Below are 16,017 nucleotides of genomic sequence, written 5' to 3'. Positions count from 1 at the left end.
TTCCTCTTAAAGCCCTCTGATAAGAGGGATTTAGGGGGTTAAAACACCAAAATACTCTCACTACGAGGCATTTTTCAGCAAAATATACCCTTCTCATTTTCGCGGTGTGGCATTAGATTGTCTTACAACCGCGAGACGATTGCTGGCATTTTCCAAACAAGGATGATGATACCACCAAGCAAAATGAGATACCACACAACCAATGCTCGAATACGCGTTCTTTTGAAAATGCGAGGACGAGAGCGTTTCAACTTCATGAGTTCTTTCTCGTTTCTTTTTCTAAAACTTTGTTTGGGTGTTTCTTCATGCTCGCGATTTCTATACCTATCAACTTAGACGTGACAAAATAGTAATTGAAAAACGCGAAATTTGCATAAATTCTGAATACACATCCCCTTCTAAAAGATCTACTTGATATTAAACGCAATGTCTTCACCGCCGAGTTTTCCCTACGACTTTTTTCGTAACTCGGATACCAGAAATACGGTATTTGAGTACCTGATCCATATTAAATTCAAGGTCTTCATATTCAACTTTTTCGCCTTGCTGTGGCAATCGCCCGAGTAACATGAGCATAAAGCCACCAATGGTATCACACCGATCTGTGGGAATTTGGATATCTAACGCGGTATTGACTTCAGAAATTAACACGCGTGCATCAATGTGCCATTCGTTCCTGCTGAGTTGTTCAACGCGAGGCATATCGCGTTTCCGATTAGCTGCTATTTCGCCAATAACTTTTTCCAAAATATCCATTAATTCTACAATCCCGACGCAACTTCCATGCTCGTTAACCACAATTGCAGCGGGGATTTCGGATTGCCGCAGCTCGTTCAATAAAGCCAAGGCAGGTTTCAGTGTGGGTACATAACAAACCTCCCTTACAAATCGTGATAAGTTCTCGTCATTGTGCTCGCTTGTGAGGATTTCCATCGCATCAATTACTCCGAGCAAACAGTCAACGCGCTCATTATAAACAGGGATGTAAGAGTAGTTGGAAGCGCGATAGTATTTCGAGATTTCAGAGCACTGCGATTCCACTGTTAGCGGAATTATCTCTGACAAGGGAATCATCACCTCCTGCACCGTCAATGTTTTCAAATCAAAAATTGCACGGAACAGTTGAACCTCGTCTTCGGAAAAGGTCTCGATGTTCTCCAGAAGTAATTGCACAAGTTGTCCGTGAGACGGTGTCGACTTACGTCTCGGTTTCCGGAAGAACCCCTTTTTTTCAGCAGCGAGTTCCTGTTGCTCATAAACAACGAGGGCGTTAGATTGTGCCAGTTCTACTTTTGTTCCATCCTGCTTGCTAACAACAGCCACCTGGCTCTTGTTTTCTTTCATCTCTTTGGTAATTTCGTCCATAGTGATAGCAGTACAGCCCTCCGTAAGAAGTGAAATTTCTCCTTAATCCTTGTAGCACCGGATCATTTCGTCGTTCCTAAGGGCAAACATATCCGCGTACAAACGTTTTTATGCCATAGGAATAGAGGTCACGCCTTCTCTCAAAACACGAAATTGAAAACCACAATCTTAGAATTCTGTGAATACCTTCGCGTATTTTCTGGTCGTTTGAAGATTCTCTATGTTTGGGCAACAAGCGTCAATTCCGTTTTACCACCAAGTCCAGCAACAACCGGAAATGTTTTCTCGCCCGGCTTTCCACCTTTCGGCACATACCGGACCCGCGGTGAGAAGTAGGCATACAACGCCGTGTTCCGAGGATTCGCCGTAGTGTTTGGTCCGGAACCGTGTACCATCAAACTATGGAAGAATAGAGCACTTCCCGCAGAAAGCGGGACATCCGTCTGTTGTTCCGCGACCTCTTTCCGATCGGTGAGTTCTGCACCCTGCTCCCGCGCAATGTGTCCCCAAGACTGCATTCCCCACAAGTGACTTCTCGGGATTACCTTGAAACAGCCGTTTTCTGGTGTCGCATCGTTGAGCGCAATGCTGACAGTAACGAGGTTCGGCGGCTCCATGGGCCAATATGCTGAGTCTTGATGCAGTCCATGTGAAGACCCGTGGAATGCTGGTTTGAACATCAGTGTGCTTCTAAAGAGTAGCAGGTCTTCTTCACCAATGAGTTCTTGAACGACAGCAATTAGTTTCGGATGCTGTGCGAGGTTCCGAAAGACTTCGGAGTACTGACGCGTATTTTCTGCTTTCCGTAGCACCGGCAACCTGTCACCTTGTGTTTCGTCTTTAGCAAAGGGTTCATGTTGCACGTGCCGACGTGCGGTCTCTGCTCGCTCTTTTTCTCTCTCGGACTCCTGCCCTGCAGCGAACTGGTGCAAGCAATGGATCTCTGTTTGGCATGTTTCGATCTCTGTTGCCGATAACAGGTTCTCAACAACGAGGTAGCCTTCCTTTTCAAAAAATGCTTTTCGCTCCTTCAAATCCATTTTAGCCTCCAATCAATTGTTTGGCTTCCCAGATGATACTTGAAATCGCAAATCCGATATAGACGCATGAAGCGATTACCATCATGAAGGTAGAAAGCCGTTTCGGTTTTGCGAAGTCAGGTAGGAAACGGTAGTTCATGTAAAGCGTAAGCGGCACGTAAATCGCCATAGCGAAACCGCCCATGTATGCCGCATTGAAGAGAAATCCTAATTCACTGACGTTTAACTGCTCCATCACGAAGGTTATGACGCACCCACCAACGATCCAGATACCTGCGATGAGGAGATACCACCAATTCAAATCTCGGTTTTGAGCCCCTTGGAAGTTGGTATAGATAATATCAGAAATGGAGCGTGATACCCCATCAACAAGTGCGAGTTGCGTTCCGAAAAGTGTCGCGACACCGACCAATAAAAAAATCTTTTGTCCCGTCACGCCCCAGATTTCACCTAATATCTGTGCTTCATCGTAGATAAGTCTGCCTTGCTCAGGGACAATCCCGTTTGGGTGTAAAACCGCGAGTGCGCCGAAAATAAAGAGCAGAATCGTAAGTGTGTTGAGTGCCCAGAAGAAAAGCATCTGGTCGTTTTTCACATATTGCCACCATGCGGTGAAGCGTTTACGATTTTCCTCTGTTGCTTCAAAGAGAAAGCCTGTTGCGGGGACCTTTTCACTCCTGCCGCGAAGTGGGTTCTGTAACCCCGGCAGCTGCGCCCCCATTCCGATGTTTTTGTCGCGTAGATAGAATGTGTAAAAAAGGTTTGCTGTCCCTCCAGCACCCGCGAAGACTAATGCAATAAACAGTTGTTTCACGGACATCCCCGGTTCTTTGTAACCAACGTTTATCAACCCTGCACCGAGTTCTTTCCACGTATCCATTGAACCGACCATGATTGCAACTAAAATCAACCCAACGGTTACGATCGCGACTAACACTTCAACCGTGTTTTCGACAGATTGGTAGATCATTTTCGGTCCAAAGAGAATGAGCGCGACCGCTGAGAATGTCACTATCGTCCAAAAGGTATCGGAACCCCAACCGCCGGGTCCAAGCACAAGTGCTTTGAGAGCAAGACCTGATGTTCGTGCCCATCCGGGTGCTATCCAACCCACTACTGTGAGTAGAATAAACAACGGCGCGAATCCTCGCCAGATGCGGCTGTAGCCTGTATATACCGTTTCACCTGTAGCGATTGTCCAGCGGCCCACTTCAAAATTAATCCAGAGTTGAAGGAATACACCGAGGACGGCTGCCCAGATCATACTCCCACCATATTCCGCGACGATGCGGGGCCAAATCACACTCTCACCCGCACCGATGGATAAACCAACCAAGATAGCACCGGGGCCCGCAATTTTCCAAAAAGGTAACTGTTTTTCTGGCAATTCGACGACTTTGAAATCGTCCAGCGGTTGATAAATTTTGGACATCTGTCTTCCTCCGGTGCGTAAGGTTAATGCCTATGTCATCGCTTCGCGTAACACCTCAATTGGATGCTTCGGTTGCACACCCGTTCCGTGTTCGAGCTGATGTCTACAAGAAAACCCAGCGGCACTAAGTGTGAAACTGTCCGCCGGTTTTTCACGGACAGCTCCGAAAAGCCGCAATTCGCCGATCTTCATGGACAGGTCGTAGTGAGTCTTTTCATATCCGAACGCGCCTGCCATCCCGCAACAACTTGAATCGATTACTGTGACATTATGTTCTGCTGGTAAACTTAGCATCTTCACAGTTGGTTGGATACCGACGAGTGCCCGCTGATGGCAGTGTCCGTGCAGCAAGATATCCCGCGGTTCTACCGAAAATTCCAGCAGCAGTTTGTCTTCTTCTGTTAATTGTGTAAAAAATTCTTCAAAGGAATAGGTTGCCTCAGCAACGCGTTTCGCGTCAGCGGTACCGATTAGCTCAACGTAATCGTCGGTGAGGGTAGAGGTACAGCTCGGTTCGCATCCAACGATTGGAATTCCTTCATTAGCATAGTCCCGAAGCGCGTCAATATTGTAAAGCGCGTTCTCAACGGCTCGGTCAAGCATTCCCTCTGATATGAGAGGTCGTCCGCAACATCGCTTTTTAGGGAGTAATACTTCAAAGCCGCACGCTTCGAGCAGCTCGACCGCGGCTTTACCGATAGAGGGTTCACTATAGTTCATAAAGGTATCGGCAAAGAGCACAACCTTCTTGTCTGATGTTCGTACGGAGTTACGCTTTCGGAACCACTGTTCATAGGTAGGACGTACGAAAGTGGGCATGTCCCGCCGTCTGTCTACACCGACTAATTTCTCAGCGATCCATTTGGAAAGTCCATTGTTAACTGCCCAGTTAGAGAAAGGGGAAAACATTGATCCTAAAGGCGCGAGTGTGCCGATTTCACCGAACATCCGACGGTGCAGGGGTAAGCCGTTTGCTTTATGATAGTGCGCGAGGACCTCGTATTTAATCTTCGCCATATCTACATTCGACGGACATTCTGCCTTGCATGCTTTGCATCCGAGACACAAATCCAGGACTTCCTGAAGTCGCTCGCTTGTGAGTTCGGTATGTGGCAACTCGCCTGAAATAATAGAACGCAACGCGTTCGCGCGTCCACGTGTTGAGTGTTCCTCTTCGCGGGTGCCAATGAAGGACGGACACATCGTACCGGTCAACGTCTTTCGACACGCACCGACACCGTTACACATTTCAATCGCTCTACCGAATCCATCTTGACTGGAAAAATCGAAGTAGGTGTCAATTTTAATGGTGTTGTAGTCTGTCCCGAAGCGGAGATTTTCTGTCATCGGTGGGGCATCAACGATTTTACCTGGGTTCATGATACCGGCTGGGTCAAACGCCTTTTTGACTTCGGTGAGTGCCTGATATATCTGTGGACCGAACATGCTCTCTATCCACTCACTACGGACAAGCCCGTCGCCGTGTTCTCCACTCATTGCACCGTCTAATTCCATAAGTAGGTCCCGGACTTCGCGGGCGATATCATGCATCTTTTGAATATCGGTCTCGGATTTGAGATTGACAATGGGACGATTGTGCAGTAGCCCAACGCTGGCATGCGCATAGTAGGCGGCAATGGTATCGTGTGCCGTAACAATCTCGTCAAATCGACGGACGTATTCTGGCAGATTTTCTATAGGGACCGCGGCATCTTCAACGAAACCGACCGGTTTGGCATCACCTTTCATACCCATCAACAAGCCAAGTCCGGCTTTCCGAGTCTCCCAGACGCGTGCTTTTTCTTCAGCGGTGAAACACCGCACGAACGCATAACCGAAACCTGTGTGCCTCAATGTTTCTTCAAGTTTATCCAGGTGCGCCTCTAATTCCGCTTCGGTCTCGCCGTAAAATTCAACCGCGAGCAGCGCGTCCGGTTCACCTTGTATGAAGGTTGTAAGCCGTGAAAATTCTAACGAACCGCGCGCCATATTAAGGATTGTTTTGTCTATGAGTTCTACAGCGGTCGGATTGCACGCTAAGATAGGTTGCATCGCTTCCATAGAGGCAATAAGCGATTTGAAATGAACGACACACAGAGCCGTCAGTTTGGGAATCGGAACGAGGTTTATTGTTGCCTCAAGAGTCGTTGCGAGTGTTCCTTCGGAGCCAACAAGAATTTTCGTCAGGCTGAACGGATGATTTTCATCGCATCCATCGCGGCGATAGGGAGTAACTTCTTTTGAACCGGCATTCGGGATAAATTCATCGAGGTTGTAACCAGCGACACGGCGTAAGAGACGTGGGTAGCGTTTACGAATCTCTGTTTCGTTGTCTGCACATATACGACAAAGTTCGCGATAGATGTTTGCTTCTAATGAGTCTCCCTGTTTTTTGGTCTCTAATTCTTCAAGCGAGATAGGTGCTGCAGTGATTTGATCAGCATTGGAAAGCACTAAGTCAAGCGACATGACATGATCGATGGTTTTGCCGTAAATGAGTGAATGCGCGCCAGCGGAGTTGTTTCCGATGGTGCCACCGACGTTTGCTCGACTGCTGGTCGCGACATCAGGAGCGTACATCAAACCGTGTGGTTTCAACTTGTGGTTCAACTCATCTAAGACAATGCCGGGCTGTACACGTGCCCAACGCTCAGCAACATTCACCTCAAGCAGCTGGTTCATGTATTTGGACATGTCTATCACGATTGCCTCACCGACGCTCTGTCCTGCGAGGCTCGTGCCGCCGCCACGTGGAAGGATCGGGACGTTACGTTCTGACGCTATTTGCACTGTCTTGATGACATCTTGGCTGTCTTTCGGAATTACAACACCTATCGGTTGTACTTGGTATAGACTTGCGTCTGTGCTATAGAGTGCTTTAGAATACAGGTCAAAGCGCACCTCTCCTGCAAGGTTATCCGATAATTGCTGTTCAAGTTCCGATTCAGAAGTGTTCATATTTACTGTCCGAGAAACCATAAGTGTCGCGAGGAATTCTCGCGGTCGCTGGGAATTAAAAAATTTGACATTCCTATCTGTGTTAAGGTATAATTAATCACGTAATGCCCCCGTGGTGGAATTTGGTATACACAGCAGGTTGAGGGCTTGTGCCTAACGGCATACTGGTTCGAGTCCAGTCGGGGGCATCTTTCTTTTGTAGTGTCTTTGAACATCACCCTACGAAGCCTCCTCAAGCAATTCCCGATATACCTGATACGTCTGTTCCGCAATTGTCTCCCACGTAAAATCTTTAATGCGAGCAAGTCCGCGTTCGATCAGATTGTCCCGCAGAGATACATCATGTGTGATGCGATGTATCTGTTCTGCTAAAGCGTTCCTATCACCTTCAGGAAAAACAAGTCCCGCGTCCCTAATTACGTGTGGAATTTCACCAGAATCCGAACCGATAACGGGTACTTCGCACGCCATTCCTTCGATAAGCACCCTACCGAAGAATTCAACCCATCCTGCTGTCGTTCGGGACGGTAGAACGAGTGTGTCCATACAATTAATATAGGTGGCTACCTCTTCAGGAGGTACCGCATCTACCCACACAATCTGTTCAGCAATTCCGAGGGTTTCAGCAGTTTTTTGAAAACCCGGTTTATCTTCACCTTGTCCGACGATTAAGAGTCTATATGGGCGGGTTGCATCGTGATTTACGAGGTGTGCTACAGCCTCAAGGAGTGTGTCTATTCCCTTCATCTGAAGCAGCCTACCCACATAGCCGATGACGTAGCAATCATTGAGCTGCAATAAATTCCGCAACTCACGGACATCCATCTTATAGAAATGGCGCACGTCAACGCCATTTGGGAATGGTGTCTGTTTTCCAGTGTATCCTCGATCGGTTAGAATCTTGCCGGCATTGATACTGAGTGGAAAGGCTCTATCCGTTTCTCGAAAGACCCTGCGTTCGATCCAGACAGGTATAGCACCAAATCGCTGTTTGCTCGGTATACTGAGTGACGTGCGAAAAATAAAACGACTCCTGGGACAATACTTCCGTTTCAACCAAACCGTCTGTAACGCGTTGAGGCTCCATGCTTCCTCTTCGAGGTGGATGATATCGGGCTGGAAATCCTTGAAGTGGGACTTCACGCCTCGGCGATAGTAGAAACGGCTACCATACCCTGAGAATCGGATTGGACAGGGAAATTCTTCACACGGCGTGTCTGATTCGGGTTCAAAAGCAATATGCTGGAAACTTTCATACCAACGTGCAGGCATCACAACCCGCAGCGTAACATCTGGACGCTCTGCGATGAGTGCGAACTTTCGCCGGTACGGTTTCATGATATAAGAATGAGAAAGGACTAAGACACGCACAGGTGTTAGTTATCTTTATTTTTTTCAGAACGTCCGAAGCTTGATGCTTTACTACACCTCAGAGTCGTCTTCTATTTCCTCGGAAGGTGCTACATTCGGTGCCTCACTCTGCGCTGTAAAGGCGATTTCATCATCAGTGCCTGTATCTGTTGCGCTTTCATTTGATGCAGCGAGGACATCCATCAAGCTTTCAAGCCGTTCTCGAACGTCTGCTCGTTCTTGGGAAGTGGTTGACCGTTCTAAGTTGAGTTCCTCCTCAAGATCACTATTGCGGTTTTCGAGTTCTTGGATCTGGGCATCGCGCTGTAGTACATCACTGTTAAGCCTTGCAATTTCAGCCTCAAGATCCAATTTCTCTGCTCTCAACTGTTGAACAGTTGAGATCGCGAGTTCTACATGCTCCTCAAGGAGCGATACAATACTTTGTTCAAACGATTCAGACATGCTAATTCCTCCAGGGTGGTTTGTTTATTAATTCAGGGCGGATTTGCGATTTTCTACTGCAGTAACAACATCCGCTTTGACAAGCAACAAATGCTCAGCATCTGCCCAATCTGGGTATTCATGAACATAGTGAAAAAGGTACTGCTGGGCGTATCCGACACCCTCTCCGAAATAGGTGTGTGCAAAGTCGCGTATCTCATGATGTGTGGCACGCCGACGCAGATAAAGGGTCTCAAAGATCCGCTTTATCCAGACATCGATCGGCAATGCTTCAAGATGTCCAAGTGAGAACAGACAGATACAATCGGCTACCTTTTCACCGATCCCATTTAGACGCATTAATTCACGTTTTGCCTCAGGATATGGCATTTGCTTCACCGACGCAAGTGCGAGTTCACCACTAACAATCGCTTGTGCAGCGTCTCGAAGGTAGTTTGCTCGGTAGCCAGTACCGCATGCGAGGAGTTCATCTTCTGTTGTTGTCGCCAGGGCATCCGGAGTTGGAAAACTGTAATCTATGTAACCTGCAAGCGTTAATTTTTCACCGAAACGTTCAGAAAGTCGGCGGATAATTCCACGAATCCGAGGGACATTGTTGTTCTGGGACAGGATAAAAGATGCCACTGTTTCCCAGAGTTCTTGGTTCAGAATGCGCATCCCCCAAAGTTTTTCAATTGCCCGATGCATATAAGCATCATTGTCAACTTCGGCGAGGATCTTCGGAACGTCACGACTGATGTCAAGATAGTGTTGGAGAAATGGCACAAAGGTACTCTCGTCTTCGGTGGCAGAACTCTCAACACATAAGGTTGTCCCTATTTGACAAATTTTGAGGATGCGTCCCTCCACGACGCCGTGGTAGGCGTCGTCTATCCGGGTCCATCGAAATGACTGTCCCGATTCTAAGGTGTATTTCAGACTAAAATCCGTTGCATTCCGAATCTGCATTGTGTATCTTGCCAAATTTCGATGAGGGTTTGCAAGCGACACCCTTGATTTTTGCTAATTAGTATATAGTATATTTGAAAAATTAGCAAATTTTTCTTATGAATGCTTCAAAATCCGTTTCCGGTAGACGTTATCATGCTTCATCGCAGGAATTAGTGGCTGTGCTGCAATTTGACATTCACCGTGTTTGCATGTATAATATTAAAAATCTCTTCATACATGAAAACCTGTTAGTTAATAGAGACAAAATAGGAGATACCTTTAAAACATGATTATCTTTCTACGCGAAAAATTTATTGCGCAGCTCTTTATGTGGGTAATCGCCATTGTGTTTCTGGTAGGAACCGTGTTCCTCTACAGTAACACGCGGGGTGGAGGTGAAGGTCCCGAGGGGGAAGTCGTTCTCAGGATTAATAACACAGAAGTCAAGCGCGGAGAGTTTGAAAACGCTGTTGCCAATGCCATGGAATCTCAAAGACGGAGCCAACAGCGGTTCGGTCCTGCACCGGACTTGGAGCAAACGCAGAAAAATGTAATTGATCGTTGGGTACAACAAACGATTCTCGGAAGTGTAGATATCGGTTATGCCGAGATAGAGCGCTACATCCGAAGCGATGCAACACGGGTCAACCAGTACAACCTTTATCAACAATACGGAGCGGTAGACCTATATACAGAGAATGTTCGTTTGCAACTTAGTTCCGCTGCACTTCGAGACAGTGTTCAAGCACTTGAATTAGTAACTGATGCTGAAGCCGAACAAGCATATCGACTTGAGTCAGATAAGGCGAAAGTCAAGTTTATTGAATTTAGGCATGGTGATTATACCCCGACAGTTGAAGCTGACGAGGCGGAAGCAGAAGCATACTTTGAGAAAAACCGGGACAACTACAAGACGGAAGAACAGATAAATGTAAAGTTTATCAAGGTGAATCCTGCTGATTTTGTTTCAGATGAAGAGGTTAGGGCATATTACGAGGAAAATCAAGCGGAGTTTACAACGCTGGAGGCGGTCAAAGCACGGCACATCTTAAAAAAGTTTCCCGACAACCCAACTGATTTACAAAAGACGGAAACCAAACATGCTGCAGAGGAACTTCTTAAAACCATCAATGCTGAACTCGCTGCAGGTGCCGATTTCGCCGAGCTTGCGAAAACGCATTCAGAGGGTCCCTCCAGCGTACAGGGCGGGGCATTGAGAGGTAGAAACCCGAAACTTCCACCCGGAGACTACTTCACACGTGGCGAAATGGTGCAGCCCTTTGAAGAAGCGGCTTTTGATACACTGGAACCGGGAGAAGTCAGCGGCTTGGTTGAAACGGATTTTGGGTATCACATCATTAAATTAGAAGAGAAAAAGGCACCAGAGGTCCAACCTTTCGCTCAGGTTCAATACGATATTCAGCAAAGGCTTGTTCAAGTCAGTGGTGTTGACGAGGCGAAGAGGATCGCGGACGACCTTTTGTTTGAGATTGAGATTGCGGACTATGAGGCGGCACTCGCACTTGAGAGTTATAAGGACCTCTCACTCACTGCCTTAGAAACTGGACTCTTCAGCCGGGATGCTACAACTATTCCGCAGATTGGTGCAAGGTGGGGATTTCAAGGGTTAATCGAGGAATTCTTTGATACAGAAGTGAACGTGATAAAGGTGATTGATGCGAAAAAGTCAAATGGGGAACAGGTAGAGGCTTATTTCGTTGCTAAGGTACTTGAGAAGAAACCAGCAGCTATCCCACTCTTCTCAGAAATCAAAGCGGAGGTTATTGAGGATCTGAAAGTCGAAAAGGCGAAGGCGTTTGCTTTTACGGATGCACAAAACCTTGTCAACCAAAAGGCTGATGTTGCATCATTGGACGCTTTGCTTGAGAAGTATGAAACCCCCGAAGGCTTAGCGGCAGATCGACTTTCTGTCCAAGAAAGCAATCTGTTTGCGTTGAGTCCAAGCAGTGACTACATCGCCGGTATGGGAAATTCAGCGGAAGTCATGTTCGCGGCATTTCGTTTGAAGGTGGATGACATCGGAGGTCCCTTCGAGGGCAACACTGCTGTTTACATCATTCAACTTGTTGAGCGTGAGGAACCGGATGTTGAAATGTTTGAATCTGATCCAGCTGAGAAAGCACGACACCGTCAAGCACTCATTCAAGCGAAAAAGCGAGAAGCATATTTGAACTGGTTCGCTGCCCGCAAAAAGGAGAGCGAACTCTGGATACATCCAGACTATCGTTAAACATTCTGGTGTTCTATCCGTTTTGAATTTTGGGGTAGGTTGTAGTCGTACGATTTATCGCAGTGCCTCGCAGTGAGAGCAACCGGCAATGAATTGCGCTATTACAAGCAGGATTGGAATTGGTTTTCCTGTGAAATAGATAGGCGAGGTTTTCCAACCTCGCCTTTTTCTCGGAATTCTATTCAATCCAACCTCACGTTACAAGTAAGGGTAGGTGGCATCGGGTTGATAGTTCGGCAGCAAGGCATCATGTTTTTGCCCGACTATGAGATTTGTGCCATCGGTGAAACCTTCCGGACGGTCGCGGAGAAACTCGATCAAACGATTCCGCCAAGGTGTTAGGAGAGTTTCGGATCCGCTCAGGCTTGCCAAATCGTGTGTTTCGTGTGGGTCGTCTCGCAGATTGAAAAGATGTTCCTGACCGGTTTGAGAGTACCACACATACTTGTGATGTCCGTCGGTCACATAGTGGTTACCGTGGTTGTAATCGTAACAACCGGAGTGCTCGCCATGCAGATAGTCCCGTACTTGGTCAGTATCCGCTCTCATGATGGGTAGTAGGCTTCTACCGGTGCACATCCTGGGGATCTCAATCCCTGCTGCATCCAGAATAGTGGGCATGATGTCCTGCAGGCCAACGGGACTTTGGCAGACGGATTCTTTCGGATAGCTCCATTTTGCCGGTGCCCGTATCAAAAAGGGAACTCGTGCCGAGGCTTCGTAGGGCCATGTTTTGCGGTATAAGTTGTGATCGCCCAGCATTTCACCGTGGTCGGAGGTGAAAATAATCAAACAGTCGTTCAAACCACCCATGGATTGGATCAGGCGACCGATCTGATCGTCAATAAAATTAATCATCCCGTAATAGGCCGCACGCGCACAGTGCATATCGTGTTCGTCGAGACAGATTTCCCAAGCGTTTGGATCCAATCCCTTTTGAGCCCCCTCGAATTTGGGTGCCCAGTCACCGACCACGGGTGAAGGAAGGTCCCGCTGGATATAACGCTGGTAGTAGTGAGCCGGTGGTGTTAGCGGTGGGTGTGGATCTATAAAGGAAATGTCGAGAAAAAAAGGCACCGTCGGATCACGCTTTTGCAGAAAATTGAGGGCGCGGTCGATACACCAGAAGGTGTGCATCTGTTCTTCGGGTAAATGGTGGGGACGACCAACCCATCCGTTGGCGGAAACACCGTGTGCCACCCCTGGGTGAGCGTCGTTGCGGTTGTGGTATTGCTTTAACCAGTCAACGTAGTCGTTGTTATCTCCTCGGGTGGCATCAGCCAGTTGCAGATGGTCGAAACCGTACCGTTTATGCGGTGGGTTCAGATGCAGCTTTCCAATCATCTCGGTTTGATAACCGGCTGCTGACAATTCACCTGCCAGAGTGTGGGATGGATTCCACTGTGCTCCTCTATATCCAACGCCACCGTTGGCGGCTGGCGCGGTGCCGGTCATCAAGCTGCGCCGAGCGGGAATACAACTCGGACATTCGGCGTATCCACGGCGAAAATGTGTGCCGGTGCGACCGATCCAATCCAAATTTGGTGTCTGTAAACAGTCGGGACCGTCAGGATCCAAGCCCAAGCAGTCGCCGCGTTGTTGATCGGTCGTGATTAAAAGGATGTTAGGACGGGTATCAGGCATCTTAAGCTCTGGACGGGAATCTCAACCTTGTGGTTCAGTACTTTGTCAGGTTGAGAGTTCCGGTGTTAACTGTTAATTAAGGAGTTCGTAGAAGAAATTGCGACGTTTGGGAATATATCCGAGTTCCGCTATAGTACGCTCAATTTCCTCGATGGGCATGCAGTAGACCGTTCCTGCTTTACTGACAACATTCTCCTCAATCATGGTGCCTCCCATGTCATTCGCCCCGAATTTAAGCGATAATTGTCCGATCTTCGGACCTTGGGTTACCCATGAGGATTGAAAGTTGTCGAAGTTGTCCAAGAACAGTCGCGAGATAGCGAGCGTTTTGAGGTACTCAAAGCTCCCTGCGGGCGGTATATGGTCCATACGGGTGTTAGCCGGTTGTAGAGACCAACAGATAAACGCCGTAAATCCGCCTGTTTCATCTTGCAAATCGCGCAGTCTGACGAGGTGCTCAACGCGTTCGGCATAACTTTCTACATGTCCATACATCATCGTTGCACTCGATTTGAGTCCGACAAGATGTCCCTGACGCATGACTTCTAACCATTCATCGGCGGTGCACTTTTTAGGGCTAATTTCATTGCGCGCGTGTTCAGTGAGGATCTCGGCACCGCCGCCCGGAATTGAATCAAGCCCGGCATCTCGTAAGCGGATAAGCATCTCTCGCAACGACATACGGTTTATTTTGGCGAACCAATCCAACTCCGGGGGCGAAAACCCGTGAATGTGGATGGGGTAATTCGCTTTAATCCAACGGAGGAGGTCTTCGTACCAATCAAGTTTGAGTTTTGGGTGTAGACCTCCTTGCATCAGAATCAACTCACCGCCAAGATCGAGCGTTTCCTGTATTTTTTTGCCCAGTTCTTCCCGTTCCATAACATAAGCATCGGGGTCCTGACGATGGCGGTAAAAAGCACAGAAATCGCAGTCAACATAACACCAATTGGTGTAGTTGATATTTCGGTCGACAATATAAGTGACGTAGCCTTCGGGGTGTTTCCGTTGCCGAACGACATCTGCAGCATGTCCCAATGCGAGTAGGTCGTGGCTCTTGAAAAGCGTCAGACAGTCGCCAAAGTCTAACCGTTCTCCCGCAACGGATTTTTCGAGGATAGGTTGGATATTTGTATCCATTTACAAGTTTCCTTAGAGGTTTGTCTGAAATGGGCATCAATTTGCTGTTTCAATTTTAACATGTTGTAATTTGTTTGTCAAATTTTCTCTCATTTTAATTTGACTTTCGCGTAAAATTAAGTATAATTATAATACTTTCAGTTTGAACCTGTATACTTTCAGTTTGAACCTGTATTTTAATTGAGGAGAACTAAAATGAGTGAAGTGATTTACAATGAAGACTTAGTAAAACAGGTATCAAATAAATACCTCGCAGTGAACGTTGCCGCGAAACGCGCGAGAGATATAAATGCAAACGGTTTGCCTGTCGCACCTACAAACGCGTCGGACAAAAAGAAGAAACCGGTTGCCATTGCGACGCAAGAATTGATCGATGGTAAACTCGAATTTGAAAAAAGCGAAGCCAAAGCTCCTGTTCCGAATACACCGTCAATTTTCACCGACCCACAGGACTCAGACGACGGGAGTGATATATTCGATGAAGAACTCCTCGCACGCGAACAAGATACTGATGCAGAGGAGCGCGAAGAAGGGCTTTAAATCTGGCTAACAGCGAAAATTGGTTCTCTCCGAACAACCTCTTGCCAAAAAATCGTCAAAAAAATTAAAGGCACTTGACAATCTCCAATAAAGTGGGTATAATTAAAAGGTGCTGCTGACGTGGCTCAATGGTAGAGCAAGTGATTTGTAATCACTAGGTTGGAGGTTCGATTCCTCTCGTCAGCTTTTTGTCATGGGGGTATGCTAGAGCGGTCAAATAGGGCAGACTGTAAATCTGTTGGCTATGCCTACGGTGGTTCGAATCCATCTGCCCCCATCAGTTTTTACACGAAGGTAACGTTTAGCAGGATTTGGTCGGACGCTTGATCTACAGCACAACTTACAGATTTCCCATAAAGTATTTTGCTATAGATTTCGGGTCACCATCCTTCGTATTGTGCGGGAGTAGCTCAGCTGGTAGAGCATTGGCCTTCCAAGCCATGTGTCGCGGGTTCAAATCCCGTCTCCCGCTTGGTGTTGTTTTTTCATTTTTGCCGATGTAGCTCAGTCGGTAGAGCGCGTCCTTGGTAAGGACGAGGTCACCGGTTCAATCCCGGTCATCGGCTCCATTTACTGAAAGTAGAGTGTTTATTATGCCCAGAGACATTGTAACATTAGCATGCGATGTATGCAGTCAACGGAATTATGTAACGACCCGAAACCGCCGAACAAACCAATCTCGGTATGAACGGAAGAAATACTGTCGGTTCTGTCGAAAGCATACGCCCCATAAGGAAACGCGATAATTTTTTGAGTAGATGACGCGGACACCCTCGGGCTAACCGTCAAACGGATGTGTCGTTTGCTACAAAAATCTTGCAGGCCAGTAGCTCCAACGGCTAGAGCGTCGGTCTCCAAAACCGAATGTTGGGGGTTCGAATCCCTCCTGGCCTGCCTTTTAA

At 47.4% G+C, this 16,017-nt stretch carries 13 protein-coding genes and 6 tRNA genes; 9 read left to right on the top strand and 10 right to left on the bottom strand.

Features of this window, described 5'->3' with window-relative positions; all coding sequences use genetic code 11:
* Positions 1-122: 122 nt before the first annotated feature.
* The 5 genes from OXH39_09635 to OXH39_09615 all read right to left on the bottom strand — a co-directional run bounded on the left by OXH39_09635 (position 123) and on the right by OXH39_09615 (position 6,795).
* A complete protein-coding gene (locus OXH39_09635) occupies positions 123-257 on the bottom strand; it encodes a hypothetical protein (protein ID MCY3550704.1) in 135 nt (44 codons plus the stop codon).
* A 175-nt stretch (positions 258-432) separates the two neighbouring features.
* Positions 433-1,344 (bottom strand): CBS domain-containing protein, encoded by a 912-nt coding sequence (locus OXH39_09630; protein ID MCY3550703.1) that lies wholly within the window; start codon positions 1,342-1,344, stop codon positions 433-435.
* A gap of 239 nt (positions 1,345-1,583) precedes the next feature.
* Positions 1,584-2,405 (bottom strand): phytanoyl-CoA dioxygenase family protein, encoded by an 822-nt coding sequence (locus OXH39_09625; protein ID MCY3550702.1) that lies wholly within the window; start codon positions 2,403-2,405, stop codon positions 1,584-1,586.
* Position 2,406: 1 nt separating this feature from the next.
* Positions 2,407-3,837 (bottom strand): Nramp family divalent metal transporter, encoded by a 1,431-nt coding sequence (locus OXH39_09620; GenBank protein ID MCY3550701.1) that lies wholly within the window; start codon positions 3,835-3,837, stop codon positions 2,407-2,409.
* Between the two features lie 30 nt (positions 3,838-3,867).
* Positions 3,868-6,795 (bottom strand): FAD-binding protein, encoded by a 2,928-nt coding sequence (locus OXH39_09615; GenBank protein ID MCY3550700.1) that lies wholly within the window; start codon positions 6,793-6,795, stop codon positions 3,868-3,870.
* A 106-nt stretch (positions 6,796-6,901) separates the two neighbouring features.
* Between OXH39_09615 and OXH39_09610 the strand changes: the two genes are divergently transcribed.
* Positions 6,902-6,983 (top strand) — tRNA-Leu (locus tag OXH39_09610).
* Between the two features lie 31 nt (positions 6,984-7,014).
* Here the strand turns inward: OXH39_09610 and OXH39_09605 are convergent.
* From OXH39_09605 to OXH39_09595, 3 genes are all read right to left on the bottom strand, one after another.
* Positions 7,015-8,133, bottom strand: coding sequence for a glycosyltransferase (locus OXH39_09605; protein ID MCY3550699.1), 1,119 nt, complete (start codon positions 8,131-8,133; stop codon positions 7,015-7,017).
* A gap of 84 nt (positions 8,134-8,217) precedes the next feature.
* Positions 8,218-8,610 (bottom strand): hypothetical protein, encoded by a 393-nt coding sequence (locus tag OXH39_09600; GenBank protein MCY3550698.1) that lies wholly within the window; start codon positions 8,608-8,610, stop codon positions 8,218-8,220.
* 27 nt (positions 8,611-8,637) lie between these two features.
* The gene (locus OXH39_09595; protein ID MCY3550697.1) at positions 8,638-9,558 is read right to left on the bottom strand and encodes a DNA glycosylase; all 921 of its coding nucleotides are present in this window, start codon (positions 9,556-9,558) and stop codon (positions 8,638-8,640) included.
* Positions 9,559-9,826: 268 nt separating this feature from the next.
* Between OXH39_09595 and OXH39_09590 the strand changes: the two genes are divergently transcribed.
* Positions 9,827-11,791, top strand: a complete 1,965-nt coding sequence (locus OXH39_09590; protein ID MCY3550696.1) for a peptidyl-prolyl cis-trans isomerase — start codon at positions 9,827-9,829, stop codon at positions 11,789-11,791.
* Between the two features lie 198 nt (positions 11,792-11,989).
* Here OXH39_09590 and OXH39_09585 read toward each other — a convergent pair whose 3' ends face one another.
* Positions 11,990-13,435 carry an arylsulfatase gene (locus OXH39_09585; GenBank protein ID MCY3550695.1) on the bottom strand — a complete coding sequence of 482 codons (1,446 nt, stop codon included), beginning with the start codon at positions 13,433-13,435 and terminating at the stop codon, positions 11,990-11,992.
* Positions 13,436-13,507: 72 nt separating this feature from the next.
* Positions 13,508-14,575: a dehypoxanthine futalosine cyclase gene (gene mqnC, locus OXH39_09580; protein MCY3550694.1), complete on the bottom strand. Its 1,068-nt coding sequence runs from the start codon at positions 14,573-14,575 to the stop codon at positions 13,508-13,510.
* Between the two features lie 195 nt (positions 14,576-14,770).
* Between mqnC and rpoZ the strand changes: the two genes are divergently transcribed.
* From rpoZ to OXH39_09545, 7 genes are all read left to right on the top strand, one after another.
* Complete coding sequence (gene rpoZ / locus OXH39_09575; GenBank protein MCY3550693.1) at positions 14,771-15,115, top strand: DNA-directed RNA polymerase subunit omega; 345 nt, start codon at positions 14,771-14,773, stop codon at positions 15,113-15,115.
* A gap of 114 nt (positions 15,116-15,229) precedes the next feature.
* Positions 15,230-15,301 (top strand) — tRNA-Thr (locus tag OXH39_09570).
* Between the two features lie 9 nt (positions 15,302-15,310).
* Positions 15,311-15,392 (top strand) — tRNA-Tyr (locus tag OXH39_09565).
* Between the two features lie 122 nt (positions 15,393-15,514).
* Positions 15,515-15,587 (top strand) — tRNA-Gly (locus tag OXH39_09560).
* A gap of 21 nt (positions 15,588-15,608) precedes the next feature.
* Positions 15,609-15,684, top strand: a tRNA-Thr gene (locus OXH39_09555).
* A 24-nt stretch (positions 15,685-15,708) separates the two neighbouring features.
* Entirely contained in the window at positions 15,709-15,861 is a 153-nt protein-coding gene (gene rpmG / locus OXH39_09550; protein ID MCY3550692.1) for a 50S ribosomal protein L33, read from the top strand.
* 74 nt (positions 15,862-15,935) lie between these two features.
* Positions 15,936-16,009 (top strand) — tRNA-Trp (locus OXH39_09545).
* The last annotated feature ends 8 nt before the right edge of the window (positions 16,010-16,017 follow it).

This window comes from Candidatus Poribacteria bacterium, from assembly GCA_026702755.1.
Lineage (GTDB): Bacteria > Poribacteria > WGA-4E > WGA-4E > WGA-3G > WGA-3G.
The sequence above is the reverse complement of the archived record's forward strand: the minus strand, read 5'-3'. Positions and strand labels throughout refer to the sequence as shown.